Annotated in this window: 17 protein-coding genes; 14 read left to right on the top strand and 3 right to left on the bottom strand. The window is 40.5% G+C overall.

Annotated features, from left to right (window positions below; translation table 11 throughout):
- Positions 1-454: 454 nt before the first annotated feature.
- From KTE19_RS04470 to rpsR, 4 genes are all read left to right on the top strand, one after another.
- The gene (locus KTE19_RS04470; RefSeq protein WP_217162181.1) at positions 455-1,564 is read left to right on the top strand and encodes a lactate oxidase; all 1,110 of its coding nucleotides are present in this window, start codon (positions 455-457) and stop codon (positions 1,562-1,564) included.
- A 389-nt stretch (positions 1,565-1,953) separates the two neighbouring features.
- Positions 1,954-2,250 carry a 30S ribosomal protein S6 gene (gene rpsF, locus KTE19_RS04465; protein WP_217162179.1) on the top strand — a complete coding sequence of 99 codons (297 nt, stop codon included), beginning with the start codon at positions 1,954-1,956 and terminating at the stop codon, positions 2,248-2,250.
- A gap of 33 nt (positions 2,251-2,283) precedes the next feature.
- On the top strand, positions 2,284-2,838 hold the full coding sequence (ssb, locus tag KTE19_RS04460) for a single-stranded DNA-binding protein (RefSeq protein ID WP_054749109.1): 555 nt from the start codon (positions 2,284-2,286) through the stop codon (positions 2,836-2,838).
- Positions 2,839-2,875: 37 nt separating this feature from the next.
- Entirely contained in the window at positions 2,876-3,112 is a 237-nt protein-coding gene (gene rpsR / locus KTE19_RS04455) for a 30S ribosomal protein S18 (protein ID WP_008857189.1), read from the top strand.
- Between the two features lie 264 nt (positions 3,113-3,376).
- On the opposite strand, the gene nhaC is transcribed toward rpsR, so the two are convergent.
- Positions 3,377-4,792 (bottom strand): Na+/H+ antiporter NhaC, encoded by a 1,416-nt coding sequence (gene nhaC, locus KTE19_RS04450; RefSeq protein ID WP_217341710.1) that lies wholly within the window; start codon positions 4,790-4,792, stop codon positions 3,377-3,379.
- Between the two features lie 662 nt (positions 4,793-5,454).
- Between nhaC and KTE19_RS04445 the strand changes: the two genes are divergently transcribed.
- From KTE19_RS04445 to dnaB, 5 genes are all read left to right on the top strand, one after another.
- Entirely contained in the window at positions 5,455-6,393 is a 939-nt protein-coding gene (locus KTE19_RS04445; protein WP_217162175.1) for a hypothetical protein, read from the top strand.
- A 415-nt stretch (positions 6,394-6,808) separates the two neighbouring features.
- Entirely contained in the window at positions 6,809-8,200 is a 1,392-nt protein-coding gene (locus KTE19_RS04440) for an amino acid permease (RefSeq protein ID WP_056982119.1), read from the top strand.
- A gap of 291 nt (positions 8,201-8,491) precedes the next feature.
- Positions 8,492-10,504 carry a DHH family phosphoesterase gene (locus tag KTE19_RS04435; protein ID WP_217162171.1) on the top strand — a complete coding sequence of 671 codons (2,013 nt, stop codon included), beginning with the start codon at positions 8,492-8,494 and terminating at the stop codon, positions 10,502-10,504.
- Positions 10,505-10,541: 37 nt separating this feature from the next.
- On the top strand, positions 10,542-10,994 hold the full coding sequence (gene rplI, locus KTE19_RS04430) for a 50S ribosomal protein L9 (RefSeq protein WP_217341709.1): 453 nt from the start codon (positions 10,542-10,544) through the stop codon (positions 10,992-10,994).
- 714 nt (positions 10,995-11,708) lie between these two features.
- Positions 11,709-13,100, top strand: coding sequence for a replicative DNA helicase (dnaB, locus tag KTE19_RS04425; RefSeq protein WP_217162170.1), 1,392 nt, complete (start codon positions 11,709-11,711; stop codon positions 13,098-13,100).
- A 428-nt stretch (positions 13,101-13,528) separates the two neighbouring features.
- On the opposite strand, the gene KTE19_RS04420 is transcribed toward dnaB, so the two are convergent.
- Both KTE19_RS04420 and KTE19_RS04415 read right to left on the bottom strand, forming a co-directional pair.
- The gene (locus KTE19_RS04420) at positions 13,529-14,683 is read right to left on the bottom strand and encodes a site-specific integrase (protein ID WP_217341708.1); all 1,155 of its coding nucleotides are present in this window, start codon (positions 14,681-14,683) and stop codon (positions 13,529-13,531) included.
- A gap of 57 nt (positions 14,684-14,740) precedes the next feature.
- Complete coding sequence (locus tag KTE19_RS04415; protein ID WP_217341707.1) at positions 14,741-15,445, bottom strand: helix-turn-helix domain-containing protein; 705 nt, start codon at positions 15,443-15,445, stop codon at positions 14,741-14,743.
- A 137-nt stretch (positions 15,446-15,582) separates the two neighbouring features.
- On the opposite strand from KTE19_RS04415, the gene KTE19_RS04410 reads away from it, so the two are divergent.
- The 5 genes from KTE19_RS04410 (at position 15,583) to KTE19_RS04395 (ending at position 18,485) form a co-directional block, all read left to right on the top strand.
- On the top strand, positions 15,583-15,762 hold the full coding sequence (locus KTE19_RS04410) for a helix-turn-helix domain-containing protein (RefSeq protein ID WP_217341706.1): 180 nt from the start codon (positions 15,583-15,585) through the stop codon (positions 15,760-15,762).
- 293 nt (positions 15,763-16,055) lie between these two features.
- The gene (locus KTE19_RS04405) at positions 16,056-16,301 is read left to right on the top strand and encodes a hypothetical protein (RefSeq protein ID WP_217341705.1); all 246 of its coding nucleotides are present in this window, start codon (positions 16,056-16,058) and stop codon (positions 16,299-16,301) included.
- Complete coding sequence (locus KTE19_RS04400) at positions 16,298-17,008, top strand: bifunctional DNA primase/polymerase (RefSeq protein WP_249778581.1); 711 nt, start codon at positions 16,298-16,300, stop codon at positions 17,006-17,008. Before KTE19_RS04405 ends, KTE19_RS04400 begins: the two co-directional genes overlap by 4 nt.
- Positions 16,981-17,076 carry a primase C-terminal domain-containing protein gene (locus KTE19_RS14305; RefSeq protein ID WP_430681873.1) on the top strand — a complete coding sequence of 32 codons (96 nt, stop codon included), beginning with the start codon at positions 16,981-16,983 and terminating at the stop codon, positions 17,074-17,076. The genes KTE19_RS04400 and KTE19_RS14305 overlap by 28 nt, the downstream gene beginning before the upstream one ends.
- 5 nt (positions 17,077-17,081) lie before the next feature.
- Positions 17,082-18,485: a virulence-associated E family protein gene (locus KTE19_RS04395; protein WP_217341704.1), complete on the top strand. Its 1,404-nt coding sequence runs from the start codon at positions 17,082-17,084 to the stop codon at positions 18,483-18,485.
- Positions 18,486-18,506 lie beyond the last annotated feature (21 nt).

Below are 18,506 nucleotides of genomic sequence, written 5' to 3'. Positions count from 1 at the left end.
GTGCTCCAACAAGCAGGAATCTGCATATAAACACCTTTGAAAAAAATTCCCAAACCCGGAATTTCCTTCAAAGGCGACTTACACTCCGATTCCTAACCGCTTGTTCTCACACTCTGATTGAAATGTGCTCCAACAAGCAGGAATCTGCATATAAACACCTTTGAAAAAAATTCCCAAACCCGGAATTTCCTTCAAAGGCGACTTACACTCCGATTCCTAACCGCTTGTTCTCACACTCTGATTGAAATGTGCTCCAACAAGCAGGAATCTGCATATAAACACCTTTGAAAAAAATTCCCAAACCCGGAATTTCCTTCAAAGGCGACTTATATTCCGATTCCTAACCGCTTGTTTTCGCACTCTAAAATAAAAATGCAATCCTTTGACTTACTAAATGTAAGTGTTACACTATCCATGATGAGATTAGTAGACTAATTTTATGGAGGCCTTAGATATGGTTGTTGTGAATGGATACAAGCAAAATGAAAACGAAAAAAAATTAGATATTTTAAATTTACCTTCGCTGGAAGACCAAGCAAAGCAAATTATTCCTACCGGTGGATTTGGTTACATAGTCGGCGGGTCCGAAGATGAATGGACGCTGCGGGCAAACCGAAAAGCATTTACCCACAAACAAATTGTTCCCAAGGCATTAAGCAACATTGAAAACCCAGAGTTGGCAACCAATGCATTTGGCCTTTCATTGAAGACGCCACTGATGATGCCACCAATTGCTGCTCAGGGATTGGCTCACGCACAAGGTGAAAAAGATACGGCTAGAGGGCTTGCTGCTGTTGGTGGTTTGATGGCTCAAAGTACCTATTCGTCAACTTCGATTGCTGAGACTGCTGCCGCTGGCGGTGGGGCTCCTCAATTTTTCCAACTTTATATGAGTAAAGATTGGACATTTAATGAGTCGCTTCTCGATGAAGCTAAAAAAGCTGGCGTTAAAGGCATTATCCTAACTGTTGACGCAACAGTTGATGGTTATCGGGAAGCTGATATTATTAACAACTTCCAGTTCCCAATTCCAATGGCTAACTTGACCAAGTTCAGCGAGGGCGATGGTAAGGGCAAGGGAATTGCCGAAATTTATGCTGCCGCTGCTCAAAAGATTGGACCAAAAGATGTTGAGCGGATCGCTAACTATACTGATTTACCAGTTATTGTAAAGGGAATTGAATCCCCTGAAGATGCCGAGTATGCAATTGGAGCTGGAGCTGCTGGTGTCTATGTTTCTAATCATGGTGGCCGTCAATTAAACGGTGGGCCTGCTTCATTCGATGTCTTAGAAAGCGTTGCTAAGGCCGTTAACGGCAAGGTACCAGTGATCTTTGATTCTGGTGTTCGTCGTGGTTCGGATGTCTTCAAGGCACTGGCATCTGGCGCTGACTTAGTTGGTGTTGGCCGACCAGCTGTCTATGGTTTGGCTCTTGGTGGTGCTGAAGGTGTTCAGTCGGTCTTTGAGCACTTGAATGAAGAGCTACAGATTATCATGCAATTGGCTGGAACTAAAACCATTGCCGATGTCAAGAAGACTAATCTGCTTGATATTCAGTATTAAAATTTGTGTGCTGCATTCCATTGATGCTCTCTAAGGAATTACGTTAAGCAATTCTAATTCTCAGTGGAATAAAAAAATTAGAGAGCATTGATGGGTGGAGTACAATCTGGGGACGTCCCCTGCGTCTCCAACCCCCAATTTATACAACATTGGATTGTAAAAAAGCGGGTGACCAAATTGGTTGCGCGCTTTTTTGCGACCAGTATTGAAAATTTAAATAATCCGTTGTTTGTTTTACGTATATAATAAATGTATCGTAAATCAAACATTAGGCGTATTGATATTTTTTAAGTTACATGGTATAGTTTTACATTGTGAGTATCTGGGTAAAAACAGAAACTCTCCTTGCTCTCGGGAAGAGGGTCATAAGTCCACAAGGAGGTGCAATCATGGAAGAAAAGAAATACGAAATTACTTACATCGTTCGTCCAGACATCGAAGAATCAGCTAAATCAGCATTGATCGAACGATTCGACAAGATCGTAACTGACAATGGTGCTAAGATTATTGATTCAAAAGACTGGTCAAAGCGTCGGTTCGCATACGAAATCGGTGGTTATAATGAAGGTACTTACCACATTATTAACTTAACAACTGATTCAGATACCCCACTTAACGAGTTTGATCGTCTTTCAAAGATTAATGACGATATTTTACGTCATATGATCGTTGTTCGTGACGACTAATAATTGATTTTAATATGAGAGGAGCAATTCAGCATGCTTAATCGTGCAGTTCTAACGGGTCGCCTAACCCGCGATGTTGATTTACGATACACGCAAAGCGGAACCGCTGTCGGTTCGTTTACACTGGCCGTTGACCGGTCGTTTACTAATCAACAGGGGGAACGTGAGGCCGATTTCATTAACTGCGTAATCTGGCGTAAATCTGCTGAAAATTTTGCTAACTTCACCCATAAAGGCTCACTTGTTGGAATTGATGGTCGAATTCAGACCAGAAATTACGAAAACCAACAAGGCCAACGAGTTTATGTGACTGAAGTAGTAGTAGACAATTTTGCATTACTTGAACCCCGGGGTGCCCGGAACGATTCAGGTAATCAACAAAATGGTAATGCTCCTCAACAAAATAACGGCAATGCCAATCCGTTTGACAATAGTTCAAACAACTCATCCAACAATAATGGCGGTAATGGTTCTAGTAACAATTCAGGTAGTAGCAACAATGGTAACAATGGTGCTAACAACCCTGGGGATCCATTCGCCAATTCTGGGGATTCGATTGACATTTCCGACGATGATTTACCATTCTAATGAACTGGTAAATAAGATACTTTGAGGAGGAAATACTATGGCTTATCAAAGACGTGGCGGCCGTCGTCGTCGCAAAGTTGATTTTATCGCTGCTAACCACATCGAATATATCGACTACAAAGATATCAACTTGTTGGAACGCTTTGTTTCAGAACGTGGAAAGATTCTTCCACGTCGAGTTACTGGAACAAGTGCCAAGAACCAACGGGCATTAACAATTGCAATTAAGCGCGCACGGATCATGGGCTTAATGCCATTCGTTGCAGCTGACTAATGTAATACAAAGAAGTCTTCCTGAGAGGGAGGACTTTTTTTGTTGAGAGCGTGGAACAGATCGGGAGTTTCTGGAACCTAACTGATCTGTGGAACGCATTTGCGCTATGATGCCAAAGAAGCAGGTGCTTACATGCAGATTCCTGCTTGGAGGAGCAGTCCTAATCTACAAAATGCCGCTCAACCAATCTTATTATCTGAATGAAAAAAGTCAGCCAAAGCAAAAATCAAATTTGCCTTAGCTGACTTTTTAAATTAAGATCAATTAATTTTGAGTTGCGATAACACGGTGCTCTTTTTTTACATCGTCAGTTGCTGTTTTTTTTAGGCCAATTCCAGTAAAGCCACTTAGCAATGAGAATACTGGGCAGAGGAGACTGAAGAAGACGAATGGTAGGTACTGAATGGTTGGAACGCCTAGCGTGTTGGCGATAAAGACTCCACCAACGCCCCATGGAACCAGGTAGTTGAGAACTGTTCCGCCATCTTCGAGAACCCGGCCAAGCGCTCTGCTGGCCAAACCACCGTTATTGAAGGTTTTCTTGAATGCCCGTCCTGGTAAGATAATTGAAAGGAATTGTTCACCAACGAAGATGTTAACCCCGATACAAGCACCTAATGCCGCTGTCACCAATTTGGCTGGACTGTTAAGATGTGAAGCTAATGGGGTCATAATGGCGCCAATTAAGCCAAAGTGAACCAGTAGGCCACCTAATGACAGGGTTAAGACGATCAAGGCAACCGTCGGCATCATACTGACGATTCCGCCTCGGGATAATAGAAGGTTAACTTCGCTATTAGAGGTCTTAGCGACGAAGCCGTTGGTGATGATGTTGCTGGCCTTGGTGATATTCAAGCCAGGAGTGTTGATGAACATCATCCCTGCTGAGATGAAAATGTTGAGTAACATGGTTGGAATAGCGGCCATTTTGAAGCCGGCACAGACGAACACGAGGATAATTGGAATAAGTGAAATAATTGAGATGTGGAAATCATTGCTTAATGCGGCGACGGTTGTATTGATTTTGGCCATGTCTGCATGATTATGCCCCATTCCAAGGGCACCAAAAGCAATTGTGGAGATGGTTGCTGCCGGTAATGTTGACCAAAGAATGGTTTTCATGTGATCAAATAAATCTGTGTCAACCACGGCTGCAGCCAAGTTATTGGTTTCGGATAGTGGTGATAATTTATCGCCAAAGACCCCGCCAGCAACGATTGCGCCGGCAACTAGGGCTGGATTGAAATTCATGGTAACGCCAATTCCAAAGAAGGCAATTCCAACAGTTGATACAACCGTGAAACAACTACCAACGGCGGCACCAACCAATGAACAAACGAGGAAAACGGTGGGTAGGAACCACTGAGCACTAATGGCTTTAAAACCGATCACCATCAATGTTGGGATGGTTCCGGCAGCGATCCAGGTACTAATCATTGCCCCAATCAGGATGAAAATAACGATGGGAATGATCCCCCTGTCGATGCCGTCTTTGATGCCAGCATTAATTTCATTCCAGTTAAAACCAGTTAGTTTGGCCCAAAAAATGACCACGGTGATTGCGAGTAGGACGGGGACTTGAGGTGACAAATGCAGGCCGATAACGCCTGTTCCCATAATTGCTAATGCAACGATTAAAACAATGGCTGCTTCTCTTAAACTGATTTTGCTATTTTTCATATTGATAACCTCTTTTATAATTAGTGGGCGGAGTAAAGCGGTTAGAAAGCGAAGCCTAAGGTACTCCAGCCGAAAGCCACGGGTTTCGGCTTTTGGCTGGAATGGCTTAGGTGCAGCTTTCTGCTTTGCTTAGCCGTCCTTGGCTTTGGCTAAATAATGCGAACATAAATTTTTCTTTTTGTCATTATCCAAAGGACAAGTTTTGTCGTAACAATTGGTTTATCAATATCGAACGAGTCCCCCATTTGTCGATCTTTCCATAGGCTCATTTCCTTTCTTTAAAGTGAGTGGAGTAAAGCGATTAGAAACTTACACAGCTGTCCTAAGTAAACAAAAAAATCGTCCCTATCACATATAAATGCAATAGGGACGATTTTAACCGTGGTACCACCCAACTTGTGTATTCAAAAAAATACACCGCTCACTAGAAGATAATGGATTCTAGTTATTGACCATTGTCGTGATATTACGGTATTTCGTCAGCCTCACCCTGATTGGCTCGCAGCAACCGCCAACTTCCTGACACCCAGATAAGGAACTACTTCATGTAATTCGACTTTAATTATTAGAGTGAGTATAAAACTTGATGAGATAAATTGCAAGAATTATTTTTTTAAAACGACCGACTCATGATATAATTCACTCTCGGAGGGACAGTTCAAATGAAAAAAATAATTTCAATTGTATCAATAATCTTTTCGACCCTATTAGTTGGGGTAACGATCATCAATTCAGCTAAAACGGTATCAGCTAATTATTTGCCATCATCCCCATTTCGGGTAAAATCGAGTTCCATTGATCCAAAAGATCCTGGGACGTTCACAAATGACTATTATCGGCTAACCAAAAAGGCGGAAGCAACGGTTACTTATACGATCAAGGACACATCTGGAAAACAAGTTAAAAAAACGATGACAATACCGAAAGGAACGATTATTGCCGGCAAATTTGGTTATGTTGACAAGAAGCATATTTATCCTGGTCCAGCTGGCTTAAGTTATTATTTGCAAAGAAAAACAATGAGTTCACGTTACTATGGGCTAATTAATGGTCAAGGTAGATTAAGCTTTAAGATTGCGTATACCCCTTCGCGAATTATTCGAATTAAACGGCCAGCTTATGCGCTGCCATTTGGTAATGGGATGCTTTTGTCGGGTGGTTTAGCAGCGTTAAAGCAGATTAACAACCCAGATTACCAGAGTAATGCTGTTAAGATCACTTCTGATGGTTATTTGGAGTATTACCCAAGCAATCATCAGACTTATAAATGGCGCCACCAGCAAAAAACTTCCGGAGGGTCTTCGATAATGACCGGGACGAACCGAACTAACTTTGATATGCGACCGCAAGCTTATGCCAAGATTAACAAGACGGTGAAAAAAGGTGCCACAGTTTATCTGTACACCAATAAGAAGGTTGATGGAACTAACCAAAAGCAGGTTAAAAAATCAGGGGATTACAAGTATCGACTCGCCGTTCGGAATCTCCACACGCCATATTGGATGACTAATTATGGTGCTAACGATGATGGTTCGGCAGCAAGTCTATATATGGTTGGCAGCAAGCCATACTATACTGAAATCGCTCAGGCCTTTAATTAAAAAGTCGGGAGGAAAGATTGAGATAAAGCAACCTGATCTCAAAATTTAAGTGAAAAAGATCGTGCATTCTAGTTGAAGTGAACCCCTTGAATTTGATTTCTCCAATCAGGGGTTCACTTCAGTTTTTGGAATGCACGATCTTTTTTCTAGTTTGGTTGTAAAAATAGGTCTTAAGTGCCTAATTCTTAAAATTTAATGATGATCATCCGTTTAATTCAATAAATAATGTAAGAAATCATGATATTATATCCTAATTATCTGCAATAATTTTGCCAAATTGCCTAATAATATAACTTAGTAGCCTAAAATGTGATTAAACCTAACACGAATCCCCAAAAATATGATATTATCAGTTCATTCATTAGAAATATTTTAATCTCTATCTTATGTTGCTCTTATTTTTAGGAGGATGCTTATGAAATCAAAAATCACCGAGAACCAAGATGGAACGATGCGAGCGCTTAGCAATCGTCATGTTCAAATGATTGCTATTGGTGGCACGATCGGAACTGGATTGTTCTTAGGATCCGGGAGTACCATTAGCAAGACCGGACCTTCAGTTATGTTGGTGTATGTTGTTTTAGGCCTGTTTTTCTTCTTTATGATGAGAGGAATTGGTGAGATGTTTTACTCCGATCCATCCCAGCATACGTTCGTATCATTCATTTCACGATACTTGGGACCGACAGTTGGTCATTTCACTGGCTGGACTTATTGGATTGGCCTCGTATTTGTTTGTATGGCTGAATTGACTGCCACTGCGACGTATGTCCAATATTGGTTTCCGCATCTGCCAGCCTGGTTGATTGAGTTAGCCTTCCTCGGAATTCTGGCTGGGGTTAACCTGATCGCTGCCCGCCTGTTTGGTGAAGCTGAATTTTGGTTCGCGATGATTAAGATTGTTGCCATCTTAGCCATGATTTTCACTGGAATTTTCATGATGGCTCGTGGGTCAATCACCCCATTAGGGAATGCCAGTTTATCGAATGTTTTCAACCACTTTACCCTGTTTCCTCATGGTATTTACAGCTTTATTGCTGCGTTCCCGATGGTCTTCTTCGCCTTTCAAGGAATTGAATTCGTTAGTATCACGATTGGTGAAGCAAAATCACCTCATTCGGTTATCAAAAAAGCCGTTAATGAAACTTTATTACGAATTCTGATTTTCTACATTGGTGCTTTAATCGTCATCATGGGGATCATCCCATGGACTTCCATTACTCCCGATGCCAGTCCATTTGTTCAAGTATTTAAATTAGCCGGATTCCCTGCAGCGGCGGCGTTAATTAACTTCGTGGTTCTAACATCAGCTGCCTCGGCGCTCAATAGTTGTATCTTCTCGGCTGGCCGTCATTTTTATCAGTTAGCGACTGAAGTACCTGAAGACAGCTGGATGCATAAAACGTTTGCTAAAATTTCTGGTAATGGGGTTCCCGCTGCCGCCATCATCTTCTCCGCAGCACTGGTTCTGGTTACGCCATTGATGAGTTTGACGAGTGTTTTGAGTTCAGTATTTACGATCGTAACTGGGGTTTCCAGTGATATGTATTTGATCGTTTATACCCTGGCCATGGTTGCCCACAGAAAGTATCGAGCTTCCAGTGACTTCTTGCCTGATGGCTTCCTCATGCCTGCTTACAAGATCATGAGTCCATTGACCATTGCTTTCTTCGTGGTTGTGTTCTTCACCCTCTTCTTAATTCCAGAAGACATATTCGGTGCTGTTGGCGCAATTGTTTGGACCATTGTCTTTGGTGGGGTTACTTACCTGCATCAACGAAAATTGGTTCCAAGTGCGGAGCAGTAATCATATGAGATAATCAACTGATAATGATCCAGGAATGCATCACGGTTCCTGGATTTTTTGAGTCAAAGCTGGAAGTGATGATTAGCGCGTCAAACCCGTTACGTTCCGCGCACTTTCATAGGACCGCTACACATAACTGGCGCTAACTATCTAAGAAATTCCTAACCAAAATCCAAACCCAGGATTTTAATTAGGAACTCCTTAGATAATCGCACCAACCCGTTACGTTCCGCGCACTTTCTTTTTATGTTAGAATAAGAGCATTAACCATATTGAGTAAGAGGACATAAAATGAAAAATTGGTTTTCAAATAACAACGGTGAATTGCCACCGTTTGTTCATAATCGACGCTTACGACGAATCATGTTTTTTATTGCGCTGCTTGTTATCTATGGGATTGTCATCTCATCCTTGTACAACCTGATCGTAGCAGCCGTTTTGATCGTGATTAGTGTCGCTGGGTTGATCTATACGATTGTGATGATGAATGAAATCAGTTCTGACACTAATAGGTACATTACTGATTTATCATATCGGATTCATCGTGGTGAACAAGAAGCCTTGCTGGAGATGCCGATTGGTGTCATGGTGACTAACGGCGATGGTTTGGTGGAATGGGCAAATCCTTATCTCATGAACTACTTTAAGGATGACAACGTTCTGGGTAAGAAAATCGACGACATTGATCACGATTTACAACAGTTGATCATGAAATACGAGGAATCGAATGAATTTCATACGGTTACCTGGCGTGACCACAAATTTACCATGTTGATCCAGAAGGAATACAATTCCATGTATCTGATGGATATTACTAAGTATGCCAATATTCAGGAACGCTACGAATCTGAACAGATTTCGGTTGGCCAAATTTTCTTGGATAACTATGATGAAATTACCCAATCAATGACTGACCAGGAAATTTCTAATTTGAGCAACTATGTCACTAACGAGTTGGCAACCTGGTCACAAAAATATGGGATGTATTTAAAGCAAATTGATGATGATCATTTCTTCCTGTTGGCCTATGCGAAGTCGTTAACGGCAATTGAGAACGATAAATTTAATATTCTGGATGTTGTCCGGGAAACGACTTCAAAGCAAAACTTCCCGCTGACCTTGAGTATCGGAATTGCATACGGCGAGGACGACTTGAATAGTTTGGCTGATCAAGCGCAGAGTAACCTTGATTTGGCTTTGGGTCGTGGTGGTGACCAGGTTGTTGTGAAGTCACTGGATGGCACTGCCCGATTCTATGGTGGTAAAACTAATCCAATGGAGAAACGGACTCGGGTTCGGGCCCGAATGATTTCACAAGCCTTAAATGAGTTGATGAATGCTTCTGACCAAGTCTTTGTTCAGGGACATACCCGTCCAGATATGGATGCACTTGGTGCTTGTTTGGGGATTCGGCGAATTGCCCAAATGAACAATAAGAAATGCTGGATCGTTCTCGATAAAGAGAAGGTCCATTCTGATATCCAGCGATTGCTCGAAGCGGCTAAGAAGTATCCAGAAATTAGTGATTCAATTATTACGCCATCAGAAGCAATGGAGAAGGCCACTGATAGCAGTCTGCTGATCATGGTCGATCATTCAAAGCCATCCATCAGTATTTCTGAAGAGCTCTATCAAAAGATGGCAGAACGGGTCATCATCATTGATCACCATCGACGGGGCGAAGAATTTCCAGAAAACCCAATGTTGGTCTATATTGAACCGTATGCGTCATCGACTTGTGAGCTGATTACTGAAATGTTTGAATATCAGCCTCATGAAGAAGAACCGATTAACCGAATTGAAGCAACGGCCATGTTAACTGGGATTTTCATTGATACGCAGTCCTTCTCAATGCGAACCGGTACCCGGACGTTTGATGCGGCCAGTTACCTGCGGTCTGCTGGAGCTGATTCAACTGAAATGCAGCAGTTAATGAAGGAAAATATTGATAATTACCTGCAGCGAAACCATCTGATTTCGATGGTGGAATTCTTCCACAAAGATATGGCGATGATTGTTGGTGAAGAAGACCGGGTTTACGATCCGGTTACGGCTGCCCAGGCCTGTGACTCGCTCTTGACCATGTCTGGGGTTGATGCATCGTTTATTATCACTAAACGCTCAGACGGCCAAGTCGGGGTTTCAGCGCGAAGTACGGGTTCAATCAACGTTCAAATTATTATGGAAAGAATGGGTGGCGGCGGTCACTTATCTAGTGGTGCCACTCAGATTGAAGGCAAATCAATTGCGGATGTTAAACAATTATTGCTTGAATCCATCAAGTATATCGATGATAATGAATAAAGGTATTTAATTTTGAGGATAGTAGGAGTGATCGATTATGAAAGTAATTTTTCTAGAAGACGTCCGTGGTAAGGGTAAGCGTGGCGAGGTAAAAGAAGTTCCTGACGGCTATGCTCAAAACTTTTTAATTAAAAACGGCAAAGCAAAACGAGCTTCTCGGGCTGCCATGAGTCAACTCAAAGGGAAACTGCGAGCTGAAGAGAAGCGAGAAGCTGAAGAACTTGAAGAGGCCAAACAGGTAAAGGCTCAATTGGAAGACGACAAAACAGTAGTTGAATTATCAGCCAAAGCCGGAACTGATGGGCGACTGTTCGGTTCGATTCCAAGTAAGCAAATCGCCTCTGCATTGGATAAGCAATTTGGTATCAAGTTAGACAAACGAAAGATTGAACTCGCCGATCCAATTAGAGTAGTGGGCTATACCAACGTTCACGTTAAGCTGCGGCCAGAAGTCGAAGCACGAATCAGAGTTCACGTTTCAGAAAAGTGAGCGTAGCAAAGCGGTTAGGAATCGGAGCATAAGTCTCCCCAAGCAGAAATCCTGGTTCTGGATTTTTGCTTGGGGTGCTTATGTGCAGATTCCTGCTTTGAGGAGCTGTCCTAGAAAAGTGAGCGTAGCAAAGCGGTTAATAACCGGAGCATAAGTTGCCTAAATCAGAAATCCCGGTTTTGGGGATTTTTGATTTAGGTGCTTATGTGCAGGTTATTGCTTTGAGGAGCTGTCCTAAAGAGAGTGAGCGGATCCAGGCCGGTTAGCAACCGGAGCGTAAGTCTCCTTTGGCAGAAATCCCCGATTCTGGGATTTTTGCCAAAGGTGCTTACGTGCAGGTTGCTGCCTGGAGGAGCTGTCCTAAGGTACAGTGAGCGGAACAAAGCGGTTAGTAGAGATCGGAGTGTAAGTCGCCGCTGAGGGAAATTCCCGATTCTGGAATTTTTCTCAGTGGTGCTTACATGTAGATCTCTGCTTTGAGGAGCTGTCCTAAAACCAGTGAGCGATCAGCAACGGGTGATACAGAGCGTAACGCGCCACCAAATACAGTATTTAGATCACCAAAAATATTAGTGGTCATAAAATCAAAATCACCATTAGAGACTGGAACCAGAACTTCAAGTTTTGGCCAGTCTCTTTTGCGACAAATGGCAAAATGAGATAGAATATCTATACGATTATTTTAGTTACTAGGAATAAATTTGAGGAATTTAAATGAGCAATGATTTTGTAAATGAGTTGCCACCACAGAATATCGATGCCGAAAAGGCAGTTTTAGGATCGATTTTCTTGAGCACAGATGCGCTCATTGAAGCTATGGAATATTTGGAACCCGATGATTTTTATAAGCGGGCTCACCAGATTATTTTCAAAGACATGGTTGAATTGAACGATCGTGATCAGGCTGTCGATGTGGTGACGATAACCAATTTACTGACAGAACAGAATAATTTAGATGATGTTGGTGGGATGGAGTATATCGCTGATTTGGCTGGATCTGTTCCAACCGCGGCCAATATTACTTACTATGCCAAAATTGTGAAGGATAAGTCGCTGCTCCGGCGCTTGATCCAAACGGCCACCAACATTGTCACCAATAGTTACAGCACCGATGACGATATCACAACGGTGTTGGATGATGCCGAACGCGACATTATGAACGTTGCTGAAAATCGGAATCAGTCTGGTTTTAAAGCGATTAAAGATGTTTTAAACAGCGCCTTTAACGAAATTGATCGGTTGTCGCAAGCTGGTGATACGGTTACTGGTGTTTCCACCGGTTATCCTGAATTGGATAAAATTACGACCGGTCTTCATGAAGACGAGTTAATTATTTTAGCAGCTCGGCCGGCTGTCGGAAAAACGGCCTTTGCACTTAACCTGGCTCAAAACGTTGGTACTAAGACCGACAAAACGGTTGCCATTTTTAGTCTGGAAATGAGTGCGGAATCGTTGGTTAACCGGATGTTATGTGCTGAGGGGAGCATCAACGCCAACCATTTACGAACTGGTCAATTGACTGAAGACGAATGGCAAAATTTAGTGGTTGCGATGGGGAGTTTATCCCGGGCAAATATTTTTATCGATGATACTGCCGGAATTAAAATGTCGGAAATTCGGGCAAAATGCCGCCGATTAGCTAAAGAGTCTGGCAACCTTGGCTTAGTGGTTGTCGATTATCTCCAGTTGATTGAAGGCAGCAACGCCGAAAACCGGCAACAAGAAGTTTCCGGAATTTCTCGACAACTTAAAAAGCTGGCTAAGGAATTACATGTCCCGGTGATTGCATTGTCACAACTTTCTCGGGGAGTTGAACAACGTCAAGACAAACGGCCAGTGTTGTCAGATATCCGTGAATCCGGTTCGATTGAGCAGGATGCCGATATCGTTGCCTTCCTGTATCGTGACGATTACTACCGGGATGAGGATGAGGACGAGGATGACGACGACCAGTCCAGTGGTTCAAGTGGCGAGGATGACGAAAACGATGTTGGTGAAGTTGAAGTTATCATTGAAAAGAACCGTTCAGGTCCTCGAGGAACCGTGAAACTGTTATTTGTGAAGTCATATAATAAGTTTTCGTCGATATCGTATGCACAGCAATAATTTTTTGTATGTTGAGATTGGGACGAAAGGCGATTTGATCCCAGAATTTAAGTGAAAAAAGTAATGCATTCTGACTTTGGAATGCATTACTTTTTTGGCTTAAATGGCGAGGACCAACCGTTTGGCGCAAGTTTTATCAATATAAGAATGGAAAACTAAGCTGCATTATAAATAATCTGCCGACTAATGTCTCAACCTCATTTGCAAGTAAAGGCAATTTTTCCATATGAAAGGAGTTGTCAGGAATTTTGGGCAAAAAAATAACAACCATGGCTGCAAGCAGCTGCATGATCGTTATTTAGTAGTATGTAATAAGTGGGCAGTCAGGGGTTTGAACCTGATTGAACCACTATCGTTGATATACCAGTAATCACAGGGTGTTACAGACTCTTAAAAATTCACTTGGCTGTCCTTTTGGCTTACTTTGTTTAGAAGTTTAGGAAATTAGCTAATTTCTGAACAGCTTCTTTTTCCTGAGACTGGGTTACATGAGTATAAATGTTAAGAGTAGTTGCAACGTCTTCATGACCTAATCTAGTCTGAACTTCTTTAATTGAAGCACCAGCTGCAAATAATGCGGAACAATGGCTGTGCCTGAATCCATGAATGGTTATTCTTGGTGAAAGATTATTATCATTGATAATTTTTCTTAACCATTTACCAGGTGTGTTTAGTGATTTATAGCCATTCTTTGTATTGGCAAAAACTAATTGATCTGGTTTTAGAGTATTAAACCCTAAAAACAAATAATATTCACGTTGCTTATTTCGCCAACGTTTTAGAATACTAACCGTTGTATTATCCAGAGTGATAGTACGACGGCCTTTTTTAGTTTTTGGAGCCTGGATAATTTGTTTGCCACGTTTACCTTGAGTTAATGTTTTATTGATCCGCAATGTTTGATGGACAAAATCAACATCTGACCAGGTAATGGCTAGACATTCACCTCGCCGAACTCCTGCGAAGGCCAATATTCTAAAGAGGCAATACTTTTCTAATTCTTGATGCGGATCAATGCAAGAGAAAAACTTCTTTAATTGATCTTTATTCCAAAAATTAACAGGTTTATCACCCCATTTATCGGGCTTCTTAGGCATTGTGATCAACTTTGCTGGGTTCTTAGATAAATACCCGTGTTTAACTCCAAAATCGAATACGGCCACTAAATAGTTATACCAGCGGGTGTAGTTGTAAGTTACTTCGCTGAACCATTTGTTTACGGCTTGCTGACATTGGTTGACAGTAATAGTTCGTAATCGTTTATTGCCAAATATGGGTAAAATGTGGTTTTGAAACATACCATCAGTTCTTGCCCAAGTACTCTCACGAACCGTATTTATATACTGCGAATACCATTCACTGTAAACGTCCTTAAATAAAATATTATTTTCAACTGGTAAGCTGCTAGTTTGCTCTAATTCGACTTCAATTCTTGATAGGGCAATATTAGCGGCTTTTTTTGTTATGAACCCACGTCTGCGAGTTGATTTCTTTTTACCAGTTTGGGGATCAACTCCCAAATAAACTTGAAATTGATAACGAGTGTTTCCGTTCTTATCTTGATACTTTTTAACCGTTGACATTTTATTCCTCCATAACGTACCGTGCCGGGGCAGTGTTATGTAGAGAAAAAGTTTGATCTAGAAAAATGTTCTGTCTTGGTGCTCTTTATGGATACGGTCGAGTATTTGCGATAGATTTTTTTTCAAATATGATCCGTCATCTAGAGATTTTACGATTTTATTTAAATCGTGCTCAATCGTTCCCTCGAACCATAAACGATAGTCCTTTTTTTTAATATTGGCATTTTCCTTCTTTAATTTTACAAATGGATCAAATTGTATAGCTGAGGTATCAGTCGGGTTACCCTTTAACTTTTCGAGACGATATTTGTTTGTAATTGCTGCTTTTTCATGTTTAACAAAATTTAACATGTAATCAATTTCCTCAAATTCGCTCATGACAAGTAAAGATCGAACATATTCGATAATTACTGTTGCTTTCTCATCATTTTTTGAAGCGATTTTAACTGATCTTTCAGCATTTAACTCGGAATAATATTTCTGCCAATCGTCGTCATTTGCATTGATGAAGTATTCATAAGTGTAGTATTTGTTGACATTTTCTGGTATTCCGTCGGTAATTAGCCAAGAAGGTAGGTTGAAAATATGAGCAACCTTTGGAATGAATGAGGCTGGTATGGTTCTGTCACCTCTTTCGTAATTACCAAGCGTATTTGTTGGAATATTTAATTTTTGTGCTAATTCTGATTGCTTTATTTTTTTGATTTTTCTTATTTTAGCAATTCGATTACCTATATCTTCATTTGAATTTTTGAGTGACATAAGAATACCTCCTTTAGTAAGAATAACTCGAAAATACTTCAAAATAAAGTTTTTTCATTCAAAAACTTGCAAAACGTTAAATTGGGGTTTATTATGTTTTTATACCACATAACGGAGTTTAAGGGAGGCGGAACAACATGCAAAAAGAATTGCCACGTTATATGACATATAAACAAGCCATGCAGCTTTTAAACATTAAGTCATACAACACACTGTACAAATATATTAAGCAAGGTTTGCGGGTAGTTATCATCAGCGGTACCAAGCGTATTGACAAATTAGACGCAGATAAGTTCATGGAAGCACATAAAATTTAAAACCCGTGCCGGGGCAGTAATTTATTAAAGGTGGTGATAAGTATGATGTTTGAAATTGGAGCGTGGATTCTTTTCTTAGTTAAATTCCTAACGGCATTTGGTTTAGGAGTTCTGGCAAAAAGTATTTTTGATAACCCACATGACTGGTTTGATTAAGGAGTAAGGAAATATGGAGAATTGTATAAAAAATAGACCGCAAAACTTTGGACGGTTTCGGTCTATCGAGTATTTAGTAATATACAATTCTCCTTTATTATAGCCGATTTGAACGGATTTTTAAAGGAGATTGAATGATGAAAAGCTTAAAAGTAGCATGTGAACTTACAGAAGTGTCCGAATCATTGAAAACATTGATTGATTATATCGATGTCATCCATTATTGCTATTTAAAGGGTGATCGACTTTCGAGCCAATTGTTTTTTGAATCTAACCGGTTTAGTGATTGGCTTGAAAATGTACAAACTGCCCAGAAAAAGATTCAACACATTTCAGATGAAGTATGCCCGGATGACGATACAGAATCGGGTGATGACGAATGAAAAAGTTTACTTGCCTGGATAAAGGAATTGAACTGGCTGTCAAAGGATATCAAGTATTCCCCCTGGCCAACAATGCCAAGCAACCACCTAAGAACCATCATGGGTATCTTGAAGCAACCTGTGACCAGGAAACAATTTTTAGTTGGTATCAAGCGAACCCATTCCGAAATTTGGGATTACGTTTGGACACTAGTAATTTGTTAGTGGTCGACATTGACTTACATTCTGAAAGTAATAACGGTCGACAAAGTTTGCTTACCTTGAAAAAGCACGGAATGTTTTTGCCAAATGATACTTACATTGAACGTTCACCAAACGGTGGTCTTCATTACTTCTTTAGTTTCACTGGTGAAAAAGTTCATAAGGCTAACGTATGGCCAGGCATTGATTTGCTAACAGATTTTACGGTAATTGCCCCTAGTGAAGTTGATGGAAAGCCTTATCAACCAGTTGGTAATCGTAACCTAGCCAATATAAAACCGGCTCCTGGTTGGATAATTGATAAATTAAAAGCTACCAGTGAGGTTAAAGCTGTTAGTTCAGTCAGAATAAAAAAATACACTGGAAAGTTACTTGATAAAATTGTGGCTGGCACTGGTCAAGGTGATCGAAATGTTTGGTTAACATCGTTAGCAGGGTCAATGTTTAGGGTTGGTGCGAATTCTGATACGGTTTATAAATGTTGTGGGTTGCTAATGAATCGCTAGATGATCCATTACAACAAAATGAATTTGATACAATTTTCAAATCAATTTTAAAACGGGAAGCGAGGTGATATGAATGCTAAAAAAAATCCCAGCGGACATCATTAATTTGCCTGAATACGGTGCGGTTAATAATATTCAACAACAGTCTTGGTTGGATAGAATGTTAAGAAGCAATAACGGAACACCAAAACCGAGTAGTGTTGAAAATGTTAGATTGGTTTTGGAAAATGATCAGAATATGCAGGGCATTTTACAGTATGATCAATTTGCTGGTCGTGTCATGAAACCACATGACAGTGAAGTTCTGAAAACCGATGCTGGTGAGTGGACAGATTCAGATGATGCTAGATTACGATTGTACATCGAAAAAAAATATCGTTTTTCACCAACCAGGGATTCCATTTTTGACGCTGTTACTACGTTTGCAGAAGAAAACGGATATAACCCAGTTAAGCAAAGAATCGAAACACAGAAATGGGATGGCAAGCCACGAGTAGAGCACTTCTTCATTGATTATCTTGGAGCTGAAAATAGCCATTATGTAAAAACAGTTACAAAAAAATGGTTAGTTGGTGCAGTTGCAAGAGTTTATAAACCAGGAATCAAGTTTGAATTGGTACCAATATTGCAAGGCGATCAAGGATTAGGAAAAAGTTGGTTATGTTCATTGCTATATAAAGATTATTTTCTAGATACCCTTGATTCACTAGGTAAGACCAAAGATGATTATCAGCAATTAGTTGGTATGTGGATCGTTGAAATTGGTGAGTTATCAGCCATGAAAAAAACTGATACGGAAAAAATAAAAGGGTTTATATCTGCACAAAATGACCATTACCGTGATTCGTATGCACGAAGAGCAACAGATCATCCTAGAAAATGTGTATTCGTTGGTACATCTAATCCATCCGAATATTTGAAAGATAAAACTGGTAATAGACGGTTTATGCCAATTAAATGTGGCATTAATCAACCTACAAAAGATGTATTCAAGGCTGATGATAACGATATTTTACAAACCCTAGCAGAAGCGAAAATAATGTTTGATCATGGAGAAGTACTATTCCTTGATGATGAAACAGTTAGTGAAGCTAAACAGGCACAACAAGATGCGGTTATTGAAGATCCCAATGAAACTATTATTCGAGATTATCTTAATATGCCCGTTCCGAGAAATTGGGATGAATACTCAGTAATAGAAAAGCGAACCTATTTCAAAAATTATGCTGATAGTAAGATCATTAAGAGCAAAACAAATGTAACTATTCCTAAAGAAAAATGTGTTCCACTTGATCGCACAACAGCTAAAGAAATCTTACAGGTTGCATTTGGTATGGAAAATAAACAAATTATGTCAGCATCTCGTGGGAACTTTGGCCGAATTATTAGTTTGGTATTGGATCAGCAAAAGTCTTGGGAAAAGCAAAAGATTCGACTTGATGGCAGACAAGTTCGCATTTATCAACGAAAATTGTAAATGGTACATGTGTGGTACATG

This window comes from Lentilactobacillus dabitei (assembly GCF_019061365.1).
GTDB classification, from domain to species: Bacteria; Bacillota; Bacilli; order Lactobacillales; family Lactobacillaceae; genus Lentilactobacillus; species Lentilactobacillus dabitei.
This window is presented reverse-complemented; position numbering and strand designations above follow the sequence as displayed.

Bases quoted from the DNA above. Each gene is read 5' to 3' on its own strand.
- KTE19_RS04405 (WP_217341705.1), top strand. From the start codon at position 16,056: ATGAAAAGCTTAAAAGTAGCATGTGAACTTACAGAAGTGTCCGAATCA.
- rpsF (WP_217162179.1), top strand. From the start codon at position 1,954: ATGGAAGAAAAGAAATACGAAATTACTTACATCGTTCGTCCAGACATC.
- rpsR (WP_008857189.1), top strand. From the start codon at position 2,876: ATGGCTTATCAAAGACGTGGCGGCCGTCGTCGTCGCAAAGTTGATTTT.
- KTE19_RS04415 (WP_217341707.1), bottom strand. From the start codon at position 15,445: ATGTCACTCAAAAATTCAAATGAAGATATAGGTAATCGAATTGCTAAA.
- dnaB (WP_217162170.1), top strand. From the start codon at position 11,709: ATGAGCAATGATTTTGTAAATGAGTTGCCACCACAGAATATCGATGCC.
- KTE19_RS04435 (WP_217162171.1), top strand. From the start codon at position 8,492: ATGAAAAATTGGTTTTCAAATAACAACGGTGAATTGCCACCGTTTGTT.
- KTE19_RS04470 (WP_217162181.1), top strand. From the start codon at position 455: ATGGTTGTTGTGAATGGATACAAGCAAAATGAAAACGAAAAAAAATTA.
- KTE19_RS04440 (WP_056982119.1), top strand. From the start codon at position 6,809: ATGAAATCAAAAATCACCGAGAACCAAGATGGAACGATGCGAGCGCTT.
- KTE19_RS14305 (WP_430681873.1), top strand. From the start codon at position 16,981: ATGTTGTGGGTTGCTAATGAATCGCTAGATGATCCATTACAACAAAAT.
- KTE19_RS04400 (WP_249778581.1), top strand. From the start codon at position 16,298: ATGAAAAAGTTTACTTGCCTGGATAAAGGAATTGAACTGGCTGTCAAA.
- rplI (WP_217341709.1), top strand. From the start codon at position 10,542: ATGAAAGTAATTTTTCTAGAAGACGTCCGTGGTAAGGGTAAGCGTGGC.
- ssb (WP_054749109.1), top strand. From the start codon at position 2,284: ATGCTTAATCGTGCAGTTCTAACGGGTCGCCTAACCCGCGATGTTGAT.
- KTE19_RS04410 (WP_217341706.1), top strand. From the start codon at position 15,583: ATGCAAAAAGAATTGCCACGTTATATGACATATAAACAAGCCATGCAG.
- KTE19_RS04420 (WP_217341708.1), bottom strand. From the start codon at position 14,683: ATGTCAACGGTTAAAAAGTATCAAGATAAGAACGGAAACACTCGTTAT.
- KTE19_RS04395 (WP_217341704.1), top strand. From the start codon at position 17,082: ATGCTAAAAAAAATCCCAGCGGACATCATTAATTTGCCTGAATACGGT.
- KTE19_RS04445 (WP_217162175.1), top strand. From the start codon at position 5,455: ATGAAAAAAATAATTTCAATTGTATCAATAATCTTTTCGACCCTATTA.
- nhaC (WP_217341710.1), bottom strand. From the start codon at position 4,792: ATGAAAAATAGCAAAATCAGTTTAAGAGAAGCAGCCATTGTTTTAATC.